This window comes from Lentzea sp. HUAS TT2, assembly GCF_051853195.1.
In the GTDB taxonomy this organism is placed as follows: domain Bacteria; phylum Actinomycetota; class Actinomycetes; order Mycobacteriales; family Pseudonocardiaceae; genus Lentzea.
The window spans coordinates 1,551,511-1,565,671 of record NZ_CP196667.1; the positions used below are offsets into that span (position 1 = coordinate 1,551,511).

General features: G+C 69.2%; 15 protein-coding genes. 5 read left to right on the plus strand and 10 right to left on the minus strand.

Going from position 1 to position 14,161, the window contains the following annotated elements; all coding sequences use genetic code 11:
* Position 1: 1 nt before the first annotated feature.
* The 5 genes from ACSHWB_RS07675 to ACSHWB_RS07695 form a co-directional block, all read right to left on the minus strand.
* A complete protein-coding gene (locus tag ACSHWB_RS07675) occupies positions 2–829 on the minus strand; it encodes a hypothetical protein (protein ID WP_439661375.1) in 828 nt (275 codons plus the stop codon).
* Positions 830–846: 17 nt separating this feature from the next.
* Positions 847–1,350, minus strand: a complete 504-nt coding sequence (locus tag ACSHWB_RS07680; RefSeq protein ID WP_439661376.1) for a YbaB/EbfC family nucleoid-associated protein — start codon at positions 1,348–1,350, stop codon at positions 847–849.
* Positions 1,351–1,442: 92 nt separating this feature from the next.
* Positions 1,443–1,802 (minus strand): hypothetical protein, encoded by a 360-nt coding sequence (locus ACSHWB_RS07685; protein ID WP_439661377.1) that lies wholly within the window; start codon positions 1,800–1,802, stop codon positions 1,443–1,445.
* Position 1,803: 1 nt separating this feature from the next.
* Positions 1,804–2,520: a WXG100 family type VII secretion target gene (locus tag ACSHWB_RS07690; protein ID WP_439661378.1), complete on the minus strand. Its 717-nt coding sequence runs from the start codon at positions 2,518–2,520 to the stop codon at positions 1,804–1,806.
* Between the two features lie 13 nt (positions 2,521–2,533).
* Complete coding sequence (locus ACSHWB_RS07695; protein WP_439661379.1) at positions 2,534–2,842, minus strand: hypothetical protein; 309 nt, start codon at positions 2,840–2,842, stop codon at positions 2,534–2,536.
* An 85-nt stretch (positions 2,843–2,927) separates the two neighbouring features.
* On the opposite strand from ACSHWB_RS07695, the gene ACSHWB_RS07700 reads away from it, so the two are divergent.
* The gene (locus tag ACSHWB_RS07700) at positions 2,928–3,227 is read left to right on the plus strand and encodes a hypothetical protein (protein WP_439661380.1); all 300 of its coding nucleotides are present in this window, start codon (positions 2,928–2,930) and stop codon (positions 3,225–3,227) included.
* On the opposite strand, the gene ACSHWB_RS07705 is transcribed toward ACSHWB_RS07700, so the two are convergent.
* A complete protein-coding gene (locus ACSHWB_RS07705; protein WP_439661381.1) occupies positions 3,224–3,706 on the minus strand; it encodes a MarR family winged helix-turn-helix transcriptional regulator in 483 nt (160 codons plus the stop codon). The two genes, ACSHWB_RS07700 and ACSHWB_RS07705, sit on opposite strands and share 4 nt — an antisense overlap.
* A 64-nt stretch (positions 3,707–3,770) precedes the next feature.
* Here ACSHWB_RS07705 and ACSHWB_RS07710 point away from each other — a divergent pair, with 64 nt between their 5' ends.
* Complete coding sequence (locus ACSHWB_RS07710; protein WP_439661382.1) at positions 3,771–5,165, plus strand: LLM class flavin-dependent oxidoreductase; 1,395 nt, start codon at positions 3,771–3,773, stop codon at positions 5,163–5,165.
* Between the two features lie 57 nt (positions 5,166–5,222).
* Positions 5,223–5,699 carry a hypothetical protein gene (locus tag ACSHWB_RS07715; RefSeq protein ID WP_439661383.1) on the plus strand — a complete coding sequence of 159 codons (477 nt, stop codon included), beginning with the start codon at positions 5,223–5,225 and terminating at the stop codon, positions 5,697–5,699.
* Here the strand turns inward: ACSHWB_RS07715 and ACSHWB_RS07720 are convergent.
* Genes ACSHWB_RS07720 through ACSHWB_RS07730 form a run of 3 tightly spaced genes read right to left on the minus strand, consistent with a single transcriptional unit; the run spans position 5,696 to position 9,837 of the window.
* Complete coding sequence (locus ACSHWB_RS07720) at positions 5,696–7,780, minus strand: M6 family metalloprotease domain-containing protein (RefSeq protein WP_439661384.1); 2,085 nt, start codon at positions 7,778–7,780, stop codon at positions 5,696–5,698. The two genes, ACSHWB_RS07715 and ACSHWB_RS07720, sit on opposite strands and share 4 nt — an antisense overlap.
* Positions 7,781–7,831: 51 nt before the next feature.
* Positions 7,832–9,175, minus strand: coding sequence for a HAMP domain-containing sensor histidine kinase (locus ACSHWB_RS07725; RefSeq protein ID WP_439661385.1), 1,344 nt, complete (start codon positions 9,173–9,175; stop codon positions 7,832–7,834).
* On the minus strand, positions 9,172–9,837 hold the full coding sequence (locus ACSHWB_RS07730) for a response regulator transcription factor (protein WP_439661386.1): 666 nt from the start codon (positions 9,835–9,837) through the stop codon (positions 9,172–9,174). Before ACSHWB_RS07730 ends, ACSHWB_RS07725 begins: the two co-directional genes overlap by 4 nt.
* 151 nt (positions 9,838–9,988) lie before the next feature.
* Between ACSHWB_RS07730 and ACSHWB_RS07735 the strand changes: the two genes are divergently transcribed.
* Positions 9,989–11,206, plus strand: coding sequence for a glycosyltransferase (locus tag ACSHWB_RS07735; RefSeq protein ID WP_439661387.1), 1,218 nt, complete (start codon positions 9,989–9,991; stop codon positions 11,204–11,206).
* Positions 11,203–13,197, plus strand: a complete 1,995-nt coding sequence (locus tag ACSHWB_RS07740; RefSeq protein WP_439661388.1) for a glycosyltransferase family 39 protein — start codon at positions 11,203–11,205, stop codon at positions 13,195–13,197. The genes ACSHWB_RS07735 and ACSHWB_RS07740 overlap by 4 nt, the downstream gene beginning before the upstream one ends.
* A gap of 3 nt (positions 13,198–13,200) precedes the next feature.
* On the opposite strand, the gene ACSHWB_RS07745 is transcribed toward ACSHWB_RS07740, so the two are convergent.
* Positions 13,201–13,980, minus strand: a complete 780-nt coding sequence (locus ACSHWB_RS07745; RefSeq protein ID WP_439661389.1) for a hypothetical protein — start codon at positions 13,978–13,980, stop codon at positions 13,201–13,203.
* Positions 13,981–14,161: the final 181 nt, after the last annotated feature.

Consider the following 14,161-nt stretch of genomic DNA (forward strand, 5'->3'; position numbering starts at 1 on the left):
GTCAGGCGCTGGGCATCTCGTAGGGCTTGACGGCGTCGTAGGCGGACTTGGCGTAGCCGCCGTACTCCGCGAACCGCTCCAAGCCCTTGACCAGGCCCTCCATCTTCTGCGCCAGCTTGGCCATGCGGCCGCCGAAGCGCGCCATCGCGGACGCCAGCTTCGACAGCCTGCCCGCGATCTTGGTCGCCATCATGGCGGCACGCGTGCCCGCGTAGCCGGCGAACGCGGCGATGGAGCTGCCCAGCGTGACGACGGCAGAGGCGGCGGCGATGAGCGCGCTCGCGATCAGTTCGCCGATCAGGTCCGAGATCCAGCCGAACACCAACGACCGCAGCTCGCAGACGAGAGCGCCGGACAACGCGTAGATCGCCGCGGTGCCGTCCATGGTCTTGCCGAGCGCGTCGTACTCGCCCGCCATCTGTTCCATCTCGCGCTTGAACGCGTCGCCGGCGTCGCCCTCCCAGTCGGAGACGGAACGCATGTCCTCGCGGTGTTCCTGGGCGACCATCTTCATCTGCAGCGCGGCCTGCTTGAGCTGGTCGGTGTTCGCGTTGATCTCGTCGGGGTTGCCCAGCAACGCGTCCAGCGGCTCGCGCAGGAAGTCGACGTGCTCCAGCAACCAGCCGACACCCGCGGATGCCAGCATTCCCAACGGGTTCGCCATCGTGGCGACCACGTCCACCACCACGCCCGCACCGCCGAGCGCGACGTCGATGACGTCAGGCCCCTCGCCCTCGGACTCCGACGTCAGCGAGTCGACGAAGCCGGCGACGCTGTCCACGACACCCGCACCGGTCGACCACGTGGTCGTGCTGTTCTCCTCGGCCACTGCTCCCCCAGACCGCCCTACTGCTTCTTGAAGATCGAGTCGCCACCGAAGTCGTCGTCATCGTCGCCCGGACGCGGCGCGGGACGACGAACGGGCGGAGGAGGCGCTGCCGTCGCGGCGCGCTCCTCGTACTCCTCGTTGAACGCGTACCCCGCCGGCTTCGGCTGTTCTTCTTCCTCTGGCGGCGGCAGGTACTCGGTGATCACGCGATAGGTCTCGGACCCCTCGCCCTCGACCGCGGCGAACGTCTCGGCGACCTTCACGGCCGCGCCGCGCTGGGCCTTGCGCGCGATCTCCAGGATCTCGCCGGACAGCTGGGCGTGCGACTTCCGCATGGCGTCAGCGGTCAGCTCGAGTCCGGTCAGCGCACCGTTGGGCGCGACGCTCACCGTGATCGTCCCGTCGTTCGACGACGCCGAGCCGCCCGCCTGCGCCAGTCCTTCCTGGACCGCCGCGGCCTTCGCCTGCGCGTCGGCGATCTTCGCCTCGAAGTCCCGCATCCACTCTTCGGGCGTCTTCACCCTGCCCCCAGTTCACGTTCGGCCGTACGGCCCAAAGGATTCCACAACCGCGCCTGACGCGGTGCCCGAACCGCCGGATCGACGCAGGTGCACTACCTCGACGGCCGCAGGTAGCTCGTGTCGCCGAAATCCTCGTCATCAGGCGCACTCAGATCCTCCCGAAGCCGGCTCAACCGGCGCTCCCCCTCAGCGGCGAGGCGCTCGCGTTCCTCCTCCGGCATCTCCTTGAACCGCTCGGCCGCCGCCTGCACGCCCGGTGTGAGGGCCTTGCCGAACAGCGGGTTCGCCACCGCCTCGCGCAGGCCTCGGCGGCCGCTCAGCACGTCGTCGACGAGCTTGCCGAACGCCGGATCACCAGAGCGGTCGCGGAGGATCTTCAGCGACTCGCGCAGCACGTGGGAGCGGGCCGCGTCGCCCCGTGCCACGTCGAGCAGGGGTTCTGGCTTGGTCACTTCAGGCTCCCGGGTGGTCGTAGGCGCCCTTGGGCAGCGGGTGGTCCTTCATGTCGTGCAGCAGGCTGAGGTAGCCGGCGATCGTTCCCGTCACGCCGGTGCAGATCGTCCAGGCCATGCCGTGGGCCTTGCAGATGTCGCCCCACACCGAGATGGCCTTCATCGCGGTCGCGACCATGGCCGCGCCGCCCGCGATGGCGCCGACCACGGTCCACGACGCAGCGGCGGTGGCTGCCGCCTCGACGGCCCAGGCGATCACCAGGTCCAGCAGCAGTTCCAGGAGGCTGACGATCGTTTTCGCGACGCCCCACACGCCGAACGCGGCTTGCTCGAACTGGTGGCCCGTGTTGTCGAGCGCGCTGATCTGTGCTCGCAGAGCTGCTGGCAGCTGGTCGAAGTAGGTGTGCGCGGCGCCGGCGGCGTTGCCCTCCCAGCCCTTGAACATCGTGTCGACTCCGCCGGAAACGGTGCCCGCGAAGGACTCGTTGAACTTGCCCAGGTTCTTGAGCGCGCTGCCCGCTCGCGCCACGGCCTCCCAGTCGCCCGCGATCTCCTTGGCGACCCACTCGGCCGGGTTGACGCCGAACAGGGCATCGCACCCCACGTAGACCCAGTGACCGAGGCTGAAGTAGTCCGGGAACGAGAGGATCTTGTCGAACGTCTCCGGGATCATCTGTTCGCTGGTGGGTGCGACCAGGGCGGCCGACGGGGTGGTCACTCGTGCGCTCCGGTCACTTGGTGGGGTAGGCGGCGTCCAGCCGACGTTCTTCGTTGTCGTCGGTGGTGCGGTACATCTGCGCGGACTTGTGGAGTTCCGCGGCGGACTTCGCCACCACGTCGGCCAGCCGGTCCAGAGAGCCGGCTATGGCGGACTTGGTGTCGTTGTTGGCGTTCGCGATGTTGGCGAACATGCGCGCGTCGCCGTAGTCGTACGACAAGTGCTTGTGCAGGTAGTCCTTCGCCGCGGTCACGTCCGCGACGAGTCCTTCCAGGACAGTCGCGAACGTGTCCAGGCTCGAAGGTTCAGCCCTGAAGTTCATCCTGCCCCCGATGACCTGACAGTGTCCGATTGATCACGTAAGGTAGCCGAACCGGGGAGGACGTGCCCGGCGAGCGGAGGCGGGCATGGTCACCGGCACCTACCGATGGGGTCTGCTGTTCCGCACGCTGTGGATCGCGGTGTTCGCTCCGATCCTCATCGGACTGCTGGCCGGCGGGATCTTCGGCCACCCCGTGTTCCTGGCCGTGTTCGTGATCTGGCTCGGCGTGCTCGCCTGCGTGCTCAGAGCCGAAGCGCTCAACGCCCGTGCTCGTGCCCAGCAATCGCCGAGCCCGGGGCTGCTCGGCGCGCGGGCCGGGTGGATGTTCCTCGCGCTCGTGCTGGTCTTCGGCAGCGCCGGGCTGCTGAGAGCCGTGCTCGGCTAGGTCGTGCTCGCGGCGATGTCCTGAACCACCGCGCAGGCGCTCGGCACCGGGTCCAGCTCGTTGACGTGCCCGGCCAGCCGGCAGAGCAGCCCCTTGAACGTCTCCCGGTCCGAAGCGGACAGCCCGGACAGCACGTGCGCCTCGGCGTGGGACAGCCGGAGGTCGAGCTCCTCCAGCCGCGCGCGGCCCACGTCGGTCGCCACGACCAGGCGGGTGCGGCGGTCGGTGGGGGCCGGGCGGCGTTCGACGAGTGCGGCTCGCTCCATGTCGTCGAGCAGGTACGTCATGACCGTGCGGTCGATGCCCAGTTGCTGGCAGAGCGCCGACTGGCTTTCTGGCTGGTCACGGGTGGCGGCGGTGAGGATCTGGTAGCCGCGGTGGCCGCCAGGCAGATCGCCCACGGCCGCGTTGGTGGCCTTGATGTAGGCGCGGAACACCACACCCAGGGTCCAGCCGAAGTCGTCCTCGAGCGCGGTCACCCCGCCAATGATAGCCGGGACAGAACGTCTGTCCAGCAGAACATCTGCGTGGCATACTTTCGGTATGACAGATTACGGCCACCCACTCGAGTTCGGGGTGTTCCTGCCGCCAGGCGCCGAGGAGTTCGGCGCCACGTTGCGGCTCGCGCAGGCCGCTGACGTGCTCGGACTGGAGCTCGTCAGCATCCAGGACCACCCGTACAACGCGGCCAACCTCGACACGTGGACGGCGTTGTCGGTCATCGCGGCGACCACCACCAACGTCCGGGTGTTCCCCAACGTCGCCAACTTGCCGCTGAGGCCGCCGGCTGTGCTTGCGCGCGCGGCGGCGAGTCTTGACGTCATCACCGGTGGGCGCGTGGAGCTCGGGCTTGGCGCTGGCGCGTTCTGGGACGCCATTGCCGCCATGGACGGGCCGCATCGCACACCCGCCGAGTCGGTCGAGGCGCTCGAAGAAGCCATCGCGGTGATCAGGGCGCTGTGGACGCCCGGTCGCGGGATTCGTTTGCACGGCAAGCACTACTCGCTGAACGGAGCGCGCCCAGGGCCGTTCCCGGCGCACGACATCGGCATCTGGCTCGGCGCGTACAAGAAGCGGATGCTCCAGCTCACCGGCCGCATGGCGGACGGGTGGCTGCCGTCGAGTCCTTACGCGCCACCGCAACAGCTCGCGGCGATGAACGCCATCATCGACGAGGCCGCGCTGGAAGCCGGGCGTGAACCCCAGGACATCCGCAGGATCTACAACATCACGCCCGAACTCACGGCGGAGCAACTCGCTGAACTGGCCCTCAACGACGGTATGAGCGGATTCATCCTGATGGTCAACACCGACGACGAGCTGCGCACGTTCGCAGAGGAGGTCGCACCGGCCGTGCGCGAGATCGTGCAGAAGGAACGCGGTTCGACGCTGCTGTGGGACGAGTCGACACGCCCAAAAGGCCCGGCGCCTGAAGCGGACGCCGTCTACAGCGCTTCGGGCAGGGCGATGGGCCGTCAGCTGGTCGGCGTGCACAACCACCTGCGCGACGAGCTGAAGAAGATCCGTTCGATCATCCAGCAGGCCGCGGACGGGATGATCGGCATCGGCGAGGCGCGGTCCGAGATCAACACGATGACCATGCGCCAGAACAACTGGACGATGGGCGCGTACTGCGAGACCTACTGCCGGCTCGTCACGATCCACCACACGCTCGAGGACACCAGCCTCTACCCGCAGCTCAGGGAGGGCGACGCGCGCCTCGGGCCGGTTCTCGACCGGCTCTCGGAGGAGCACCAGGTGATCCACGGGGTGCTCGAACGCCTCGACGCGGCGCTGGTGGCCACGGTCGCGGAGCCGCAGCGGATCGGTGAGGTGCAGAAAGCGGTGGACCTGCTCACGGACACGCTGCTCTCCCACCTGTCCTACGAGGAGGATCAGCTGATCGAGCCGATGGCCCGCATCGCGTACCACCACTGAGTGCACTTGGGCGTGTGCGGCAGCGCACGACCCATGACTGCCAACAGACTGGGATGCGTGGACACCAGGAAACGAGTCGATCCCGTCCGGCGCGGTCGCACCATCCTGGGGGCGTCGTTGCTGCTCACAGCCGTCGCCGCGGGGACGAGAGCCGCCGTCGGGTTCAGCCACGCGGCCGAGTTGGAGTCCGCGATCCGCGCGAAGGACGGCCTCGACGTCACGATCGCGCTGCACACCGGGCTGACGTACGCGTGGCTCGTGTTCGCGGTCCTGACCGCGATCGCCGCGCTTCCGTTGCTGGTCAACGGCTCGGGCCGGACGTTCGCGGCCGGTGTCTGCTACGCGCTCGGCATGCCGTTGCTGCTGTTCAGCATCGGCGTGATCGCACCGATCTCCGCTGTCCAGACGCTGACGTGGCTGGCGTGCGGCACCATCCTGCTGCTCGCGTGCTTCGTGATGCTGACGTCAGGACCGGTTCCGCAGCAACGGGAAGCTCCGAGCCGGCGCGGGCCGGCCCGGAGCCGTCGCCGCTAGCGGCCGGTCACCGTGCAGGTGGCCGTCGCTGACCTGGCGGGGTTGCTCTCGGACACGGCCGTCAAGGTCACCTTCGACATGATCGGCCCACTGCCCCGCTGCGCGTGCACCGGCACTTCGACGGTCCCGCCGAACTTGGCGGTCGCCAGCGCGTTGGGCACCGAGACGGTCCAGCCGTTCGCCGCCTTCGCCGTCACGCGGTAGACGTCACCGTCGAGGTACTGGTCGACGGGCTCCGGGTGCTGACCACCGGGAGGCGCCGTGCGACCGGTGTTGGTCAACGGGAAGCGGCACGTCGCCACGCCGTCGGTCCCCGCACGGGCGCTGGCCGGGTTGACCCGCACGCCGCGCTGCTGCGGTCCCGCACCGTCCAGCGACCGGACCGCCACCGTGTAGGACAGCACGCCACGGGAGTCGCGTTGCAGGTCCAGCACGTAGAAGTGCAGGCGGTTGGCCGTGTCGACGAACTCGAACTCGCTGCCGGAGTCCGTGCCCGCGTGCAGCAGCGCGTCGGACAGCTGGCGGTAGTCGCCGATCGTGATCGGGACCTTGGTGCCGTCGGGCAGGACGTAGTCGGTCATGCCGATGTCCTGCGGGTTCGCGTCGATCACCCACGTGAACGGTGCCGCGTCGGCGTTCTTGGTCTTGGCCAGCATCACGCCGGAGTCCGGCGTGAACGAGTCGGCGCCCATCCGGTCCACGACCTCGAGCGTGTAGTTGTTGTAACCGCCGCCGTCGCAGAACGGGTTGGTGGAGACGTTGCAGGACGGGGACTTGTCGCCGGTGCCCAGCGCGAGGTTGATGCCGGTCAGACCGGTGGCGCCGGGGTTGACCTCGCGCGCGGTGATCTTCGCGATGACCGTGCCGGAACCGGCCAGCGCCTCGCGCGACAGCCGCAGGACGTTCTTCTCGTCCACGATGCCGAGCTTGATCTTGTTGCGCAGGGTCTGTTGCGCGCCAAGGGATCCGCCGCCGGTCGACGGGATCGTCCAGCGCGAGTGCGGGCCGCCGGGACCGTTGAACGAACCGCGCGACAGCATGTCCCACGGGCCGCTGTAGTCACGGCGCGGCGGGCTGCCGTACGGGTTGTTGTAGTTGTCGCCGATGCCGAGGATGTGGCTCAGCTCGTGCGCGTACACGCCCTGGCCGGAGCTCTCGGCCTGGGTCGACGAACCGCCGCCCGCGTTGGGCCAGATCGACGAGCCGGCGGCCCACGAGGTCCAGTCGACGTACCGAGTGCTCGACCAGTTCGGCAGCGCGGGGTCCGGCGGGCCGAAGTCGTCGGTCACGTCCTCCTTGGCCCGGAACTTCATCATCCCGAACTCCTGCCAGGTACCGGACTCGTCCTGGCCCGCCGACAGGTAGTAGATGAAGTCGTAGCCCGCCGGCACCTCGGCGCCGACGTCGGCCACCCACGCGGCACGGCCGTCGGTGCGGATGTTGCGGTTGCAGGAGTCGCCTGCGGGGCAACCGGTTCCGCCCTGGAACTCCATGGCGTACTCGTGGTCCTTGCCCGGCATCGTGTACGGGCCGAACGCCTTCAGGTCGACGCCGTAGCGCCCGCCGGAGGTCTCCATCCAGTACTCGTGCACGGTGTGGCCGCGGTTGAGGCCGTTCGGCTTGTTGAGGAAGTCCTGGTAGAACTGCCCGACCTCGGCGCGCGGCACGTTGGACGCCTCGGCGCTCGGGTTGCCGAACACCGTGGAGTTCTTGGCCTGCGTGACGACGAACGGCTGGTTCGGGTAGTCCAGCAGGACCAGCGCGCCCTTGAAGGTGCGCACCGAACCCTTGACAGCAGGGTCGGCCCAGTTCGTACCGGGAATCTTCTTGTAGTCCCGTTCCCACGTCATGTGGTCGGGGTTGACCCAGTTCTGCGGGTCGATCGGCCCGGGGAATCCTGCCTGCGCGAGCACGCGGGCGGAGTCCCTGGACTGCTGCCACGGCTGTTGCTGCGGCCAGTGGTCGTACTGCCAGTGGTTCGACGGATCTTCAGGGGCGGCTACCGAGTTCCCGGGGTTGAACATCGCGACGGAGAGGAGCGCGGTGATCAGCAGGGCAGGGCGCCGGTGTGTGCGCTTCATGCCACCACCGTGGTGCAGAGCCGCCTGTGTGAACCAGCGCCGATCGTCTGATCAGTTGGCGGGCAGCTCGATTCGCACGGACGCACCGCGCGGTCTCGGCACGAACCGCACGCTGCCGCCGTGCACCTCGACGATGTCCGCCACGATCGCCAGCCCCAGACCGGATCCGGGCAGGCCGCGGGCGTCCGGTGCACGCCAGAACCGTTCGAACACCGCGTTCCGGTGCTCGAACGGCACCCCCGGTCCCTCGTCGCTGACGGTGAGCCAGCCCGGCCTCGAGCGGACGGTGATCGTCGAGCCGGCCGGCGAGAACTTCACGGCGTTGTCGAGGACGTTGAGCACGCTGCGTTCCAGCGCGCCCGCGTCACCGACGGTCGACCACTCCGCGCGGTCGACGTCGAAGACGTGGTCGTGGGCACGGCTGCGGGCCCGCTTGACGGCCCTGTCGATCACCGCGGCCACGTCGACGGGCTCGCTGGCCAGTTCCCGGTCGTCGCGGGCGAGCACGACCAGTTCGGTGACGAGGTCGCTGAACTCCTGGCTCTGGGCCTGCAGGCGGTCGAGGACCTCGGCGCGTTGGGGCAGCTCACGGCCGGTGCGCTCGCTGCGCACCAGCAGGTCGATGTTGGTGCGCAGGCTGGTCAGCGGGGTGCGCAGCTCGTGTGCGGCGTCGTTGACGAGATCCCGTTGGCGGCGACGGGATTCGGCCAGGGCTGCGGTCATCGACGTGAACGCGCGGCCCAGCCGGCCCACCTCGTCCTGGCCGTCGACGGTGACCGGTGTGGTCAGGTCCTCGGTGCGCGCGATGTGTTCGGCGGTCTCGGTGAGGCGTTCCATCGGGGCCAGGGCGCGGCGGGTCAGCCAGAGCCCGGTGCCCGCCACGAGCAGCGCGCCGAAGATCGACACGCCCACCAGGACCCCGGCCAGCGTGGTCAGCGTGGTGTCGATCTCGGCCGTGCTGCGGCTCAGGATCAGCACCTCGCCGGGGTCCATCGGTTGCAGGAGAACGCGTGCCTCGGCGCCGGACTCGGTGATGCCGTCGCGGAACGTCGGTGTCGTCACGAAGTCGCCGGCGACGTTGACGACCGGGTCGACTCCGGGCGGCGCGCAGGTGCTGCCGTCGGCGTTCAGGGTCTGGATGCCCTGCAGGACCTGTTGCAGTCCTTCCGCCGGAACGCCCTGGTCGCACCGGATCTTGAACTCGCGCCGCTCCCCCGGTTCCAGCGGCTGACCGATCCGCGGCGGGACGCTCGCGAGCAGCGACTTGTCGAGCTGGGTGCGCAGGTTGTGCTCGGTGGCGAGCCAGGTGACGACGCTGATCCCGGCGATCGCGACCGCCACGACGCACGCGGTGATCAGCGCGAGCTTGCCGCGCAACAGGACCGGACGGCTCACGGCGACTCGCGCAGGATGAAACCCATGCCCCGCACGGTGTGCAGCAGGCGGGGGCGGCCACCGGCCTCGGTCTTGCGCCGCAGGTAGCCGATGTACACGTCGAGGTTGTTCGTGCCGTTGTCCTTGCCCCACACGGCGTGCTTGAGGTGCTGCTTGGTCAGCAACCGCTCGGGGTTGGCCAGGAAGACCGCCAGCAGGTCGAACTCGGTCGGGGTCAGGTCGAGCCACTCGCCGCCGCGCACGACCTCGCGGGCGTCCGGGTCCATGCCGAGGTCGGCGAACCGGAGCGTGCGCGGGACAGGGCGCCGCCGGTTCTGCTTGAGCAGCGCGCGGACCCTGGCCAGCAGCTCCTCCAGCGCGAACGGTTTGACCAGGTAGTCGTCGGCGCCGGCGTCCAGGCCGGTCACCCGGTCGCCCAGCGCGTCGCGGGCGGTGAGCATCAGCACGGGCAGGCGTTCCCCGGCCGCGCGCAACCGGCGGCAGGCCTCCGAACCGTCGAGGTTCGGCATCATCAGGTCGAGGATCGCCAGGTCGGCGCCCGCGAGCCGGACCAGTGCCTCGGCCCCGTCCGCGGCGGTGGTGACCTCGTAGCCCTCGAACTCGAGGCTGCGCCGCAGACTGTCCCGCACGTCCGGGTCGTCGTCCACCACGAGCAGTCGCATGCGCAAGACGGTAGGGCTCCTCGCTGTGAGCCAGCTGTGTGTATGCGCTCTAACGATTCTCTCAGCAGAAGCCAAGGACGTTCTCACGACAACGTCAGCAGGCTCGGTTGCACAACGGTCACAGCTGTGTCCACAGTGGAACGGAGATGACATGGCGGTGAGCACCGCACAGGCCACGGGGACGGTGGACATCATGATCCCCGTCTACAACGAGGAACGCGCACTGCCCGGCTGCGTCGAGGTGCTGCACGCGTTCCTGACCGAGCAGTTCCCGTTCGACTGGTCGATCGTGGTCGTGGACAACGCGAGCACGGACGCCACCATGGAGGTCGCCTGGGAACTGGCCCAGAAGTACGAGCGGGTGCGCGTGCACCACCTCGACCGCAAGGGCCGCGGGCTGGCGCTGCGGGAGTCGTGGGGCGCCAGCGAGGCCGCGGTCGTCGTCTACATGGACGTCGATCTGTCGACCGGGTTGGACGGGCTGCTGCCGCTGGTCGCGCCGCTGCTCAACGGCCACTCGGACCTCGCGATCGGCTCACGGCTCGCGCCGGGTTCGCGGACGGTGCGCGGGCCGCGGCGGGAGCTGGTCTCCCGCGCCTACAACGCGTTGATCAGGCTGACGCACGGCGCGAAGTTCAGCGACGCCCAGTGCGGCTTCAAGGCCGCGCGCACCGAGGTGATCCGGCCGCTGCTCGGGCAGGCACGCGACGAGGCGTGGTTCTTCGACACCGAACTGCTGCTCCTGGCCGAGCACAACGGTTTGCGCGTGCACGAGGTGCCGGTCGACTGGGTCGAGGACGTCGACAGCCGGGTCGACGTCGTCGGCACCGCCATCGACGACGTCAAGGGGTTGATCCGCGTGGCTCGTGCGAAGGCCAACGGCACGGCTCGGGTGACCGGGCTGCCGCGACGGCCGCAGCCCCGCGCGATCCACCCGGACGCCGTGCTGAGCCGCAGCGAGGGCGGGCTCTCCTGGCAGGTGCTGTCGTTCGCGGTGGTCGGAGTGATCTCCACGCTCGCGAACCTGGCCCTGTACGGCGTCTTCCGGCTCTGGTGGCCGGTGCTGGTGGCGAACCTCGCCGCCCTGGTGATCACCACGTTGTTCAACACGGAGGCCAACAGGCGTTTCACCTTCACGGCCCGCAACTCCGCCCGCGGCAGAACACATCTGCAAGGTCTCGTGGTGTTCGGGCTCTACTACGCGTTCACCTCGGCCGCGTTGCTCATTCTGCCCGCGGTCTCCCCCGACCCACCGCGCGCCCTCGAACTGGTGGTGCTTCTCGGCTCCTCCGCGCTGGGCACGGTGGGACGTTTCTTCCTGTTGCGGAGCTGGGTGTTCCGCCGCAACGACCGAGAGGACCAGGCATGACCGCCACTGCCGAAGTGGCAGCCCCTGCTGGCGAACCCGTTGACACGCGTTCTCCTCGTTGGCCCGCTTGGGCCCTCGTGGCGATCTGCGTGCTGGCCGGTGCGCTGTACGTGTGGGCGATCGGCGCGGGACAGGTCGGAAACTCCTACTACGCGGCCGCCGCGAAGTCGATGTCGACGTCGTTCACCAACTTCCTGTTCGGCTCGTTCGACCCCGCCGGTGTGGTGACCGTCGACAAACCGCCGATGTCGTTGTGGCCGCAGGCGATCGCCGTGTGGATCTTCGGGTTCCACGGGTGGGCGGTGCTGCTGCCGCAGGTGGTCGAGGGCGTCGCGGCGGTGTTCCTGTTGCACCGCACCGTTCGCCTGTGGGCGGACGAGAAGGTGGCACTGCTCGCGGCGCTGATCCTCGCGCTGACGCCGATCACGGTGGCGATCAACCGCGACAACAACCCGGACACCTTGCTGGTGCTGCTGCTCGTCGCCTCCGCCTACGCGTTCACCAGGTCGGTTCAGTCCGCGGAGAGCCGGCCGCGGACGAAGTGGTTGCTGTGGTGCGCTTTCTTCGTCGGCTGCGGGTTCCTCACCAAGATGTTGCAGGCGTGGATCGTGGTGCCGGGGTTCGCGCTGGCGTACCTGGTGGGGACTTCCGCCCCGGTGAAGCGGCGGATCCTCGACCTGCTGGCCGCCAGCGGGGTGCTGGTGGTGTCGTCGTTCTGGTGGGTGGCGCTGCACGCGTTCTGGCCGGGCTCCAAGCCGTACATCGGCGGGAGCACGGACGGCGGCGCGTGGGACCTGATCATCGGGTACAACGGCCTGGGCCGGGTGTTCGGCGGGAGCGGCAACCGCGGCGGCGGAAGCATGCCCATTCCCAGCGGTGCCGTGCCCACCGGGCAGGGTCCGATGGAGTTCGGCGGTCCTGGCGGCGGCGCGATGTTCGGTGGTCAGCCCGGCATCACGCGCATGTTCGACGCCTCGGTCGGCGGGCAGATCTCCTGGCTGCTGCCGTTGTGCCTGATCGTTCTGGGCGCCGTGGCGGTGGCGGGTGTGCTGCGGCGGCGACGCGGGGTTCCCGGTGTGCCGGCCGAGCGGGCGGGCTGGTTCATGTGGGGCAGCTGGTTGCTGGTCACCGCGCTGGTGTTCAGCCTCGCGCAGGGCATCTTCCACCCGTACTACACGACGATGCTCGCACCGGCCGTCGCGGCGATCAGCGCTGCCGGGATCGTGATGTTCTGGCGTGCCAGGACTTTCGTGCGCTTCCTGCTGCCGTTGTCGGTCGTGGTCACGGCCGGATGGGCGTTCGTCGTGGTCTCCCGCGACCCGTCCTGGCACGGCTGGTTGCGCTGGGCCGTGCTCGCGATCGCCGCGGTCGCTGTCGTGGTGCTGCTGATCGGACTGCGCGGGGCGGGTCTCGTGGCCGCGGTCGTCGCCGTGCTGCTGGCGCCTGCCGTGTGGTCGACGGCCACCGCGGCGACAGCCAGTTCGAACGGCGTGATGCCCGCGGCCGGTCCGCAGCAGCGGGAGGGCGGAATGATCTTCAGGGGCGGGCAGCCGCCTTCGGGGAACGGCCGGCCCACCCGTCCGCAGATCGGCACGATGCCCGGACCAGGCGGTCCAGGTGGCAGGGAACTCACCGACGAGCAGAAGCGGATCCTCAACTACGCCAAGGAGAACGGCAACGGTGCGGAGATCACGCTGGCGGTCGCCGGTTCGGCGCAGATGGCGTCGCCGTTCATCATGGGCTCCGACGACGTGGTGATCGGCATGGGCGGGTTCTCCGGCTCGGACAACGCGCCGTCGGTCGACCAGCTGCAGTCGTGGGTCGCCGAGGGCAGGCTGAAGTTCGTGCTCGGTGCCGGCGACCAGATGGGGCGCGGTCCTGGCGGCCGCGGCGACAACGGCCGCCAGGAGTGGATCACCGCGCACTGCTCCGCGGTGGACCCGACTGCCTACGGCGGTGGGTCCGCGCAGCTGCTGGAGTGCCGCGCGTGAGGGTCAGGGCACGAGCGCCCAGGCCTGCTGCGCGCTGGCCTTGCAGAAGGCGAGCCAGCGGCTCTGGGTGGTGATCACGCCGTCGGAACCGGCGCGGGCGAGGGCGGTGGAGGAGTTGGCTTGGGTCTGCGGGCCCCAGTCGCCGTCGATGCCGGTCGAGATGCCCCAGATGTACTGGCAGGCGGCCTGGACGAAGTACGTCTGGGTCGCCGAGCCGGTGTTGAAGCTGGAGTCGCCGCTGCCCGAGATCGCGTTGTCGATGTGGGCGTGGTTGTGGTGCTCGGCGTTGTCCAGGTACGAGATGACGTGCCGGAAGTGGTAGTGCAGGGACGCCATCGTTCCCCAGTACCGGATCCGCGCGGTGCGCAGGGCGTCGCCGGTGGAGTTCTTCCACTGGTCGTAGCGGCCGTTGAACGCGGTGAAGGTCGCGCCGGTGTCGCGGTTGGTGATGAGCATGCGCGCGAGGTCGAACGCCCTGCCCTCGCCGTGCATGCCCTCCTTGTTCACGTAGGCGCCGTAGGAGTAGATCTTGTGCGGCGCGGTCCAGTGGTACGGCGTCCAGTTCCGCCAGTGCACGTGCCAGGTCTCCAGCCGGGCGTAGAACCCCGGCTCGTAGCGGAACGACGACGCGGCGCCGTTCACCTCGTAGAAGGTCGGCTGCGAGTTGATCTCGCTCTGGGTGACGAGGGTCGCCGCGGAGGCGTTCCCGGTACCGAGCAGAACCGCCGCTGAGCCCGCCACACCCGCGGCGAGAATGCTCCGGCGCGACATCGATCCGTTCATGTCCGGAGTCTCGCCCCGGACATGAACGCGATCCCTAGTCCCGCGACCAGTCTTCGGCCGGGGGAACGCTGACCGGTACCTCCTCGTCGCGCATCGCCTCGTCCGCGAGCAGGCGACGCCTCTGTTCCTCGCTCGCACCGAACATGAAGCACATGCACCCGACGTTAGGCGTGCCGTCCGC

Excerpts from the sequence above, each read along its gene's own strand:
- ACSHWB_RS07695 (WP_439661379.1), bottom strand. The coding sequence starts at position 2,842 with ATGAACTTCAGGGCTGAACCTTCGAGCCTGGACACGTTCGCGACTGTC.
- ACSHWB_RS07700 (WP_439661380.1), top strand. The coding sequence starts at position 2,928 with ATGGTCACCGGCACCTACCGATGGGGTCTGCTGTTCCGCACGCTGTGG.
- ACSHWB_RS07710 (WP_439661382.1), top strand. The coding sequence starts at position 3,771 with ATGACAGATTACGGCCACCCACTCGAGTTCGGGGTGTTCCTGCCGCCA.
- ACSHWB_RS07720 (WP_439661384.1), bottom strand. The coding sequence starts at position 7,780 with ATGAAGCGCACACACCGGCGCCCTGCCCTGCTGATCACCGCGCTCCTC.
- ACSHWB_RS07730 (WP_439661386.1), bottom strand. The coding sequence starts at position 9,837 with ATGCGACTGCTCGTGGTGGACGACGACCCGGACGTGCGGGACAGTCTG.
- ACSHWB_RS07735 (WP_439661387.1), top strand. The coding sequence starts at position 9,989 with ATGGCGGTGAGCACCGCACAGGCCACGGGGACGGTGGACATCATGATC.
- ACSHWB_RS07740 (WP_439661388.1), top strand. The coding sequence starts at position 11,203 with ATGACCGCCACTGCCGAAGTGGCAGCCCCTGCTGGCGAACCCGTTGAC.
- ACSHWB_RS07745 (WP_439661389.1), bottom strand. The coding sequence starts at position 13,980 with ATGAACGGATCGATGTCGCGCCGGAGCATTCTCGCCGCGGGTGTGGCG.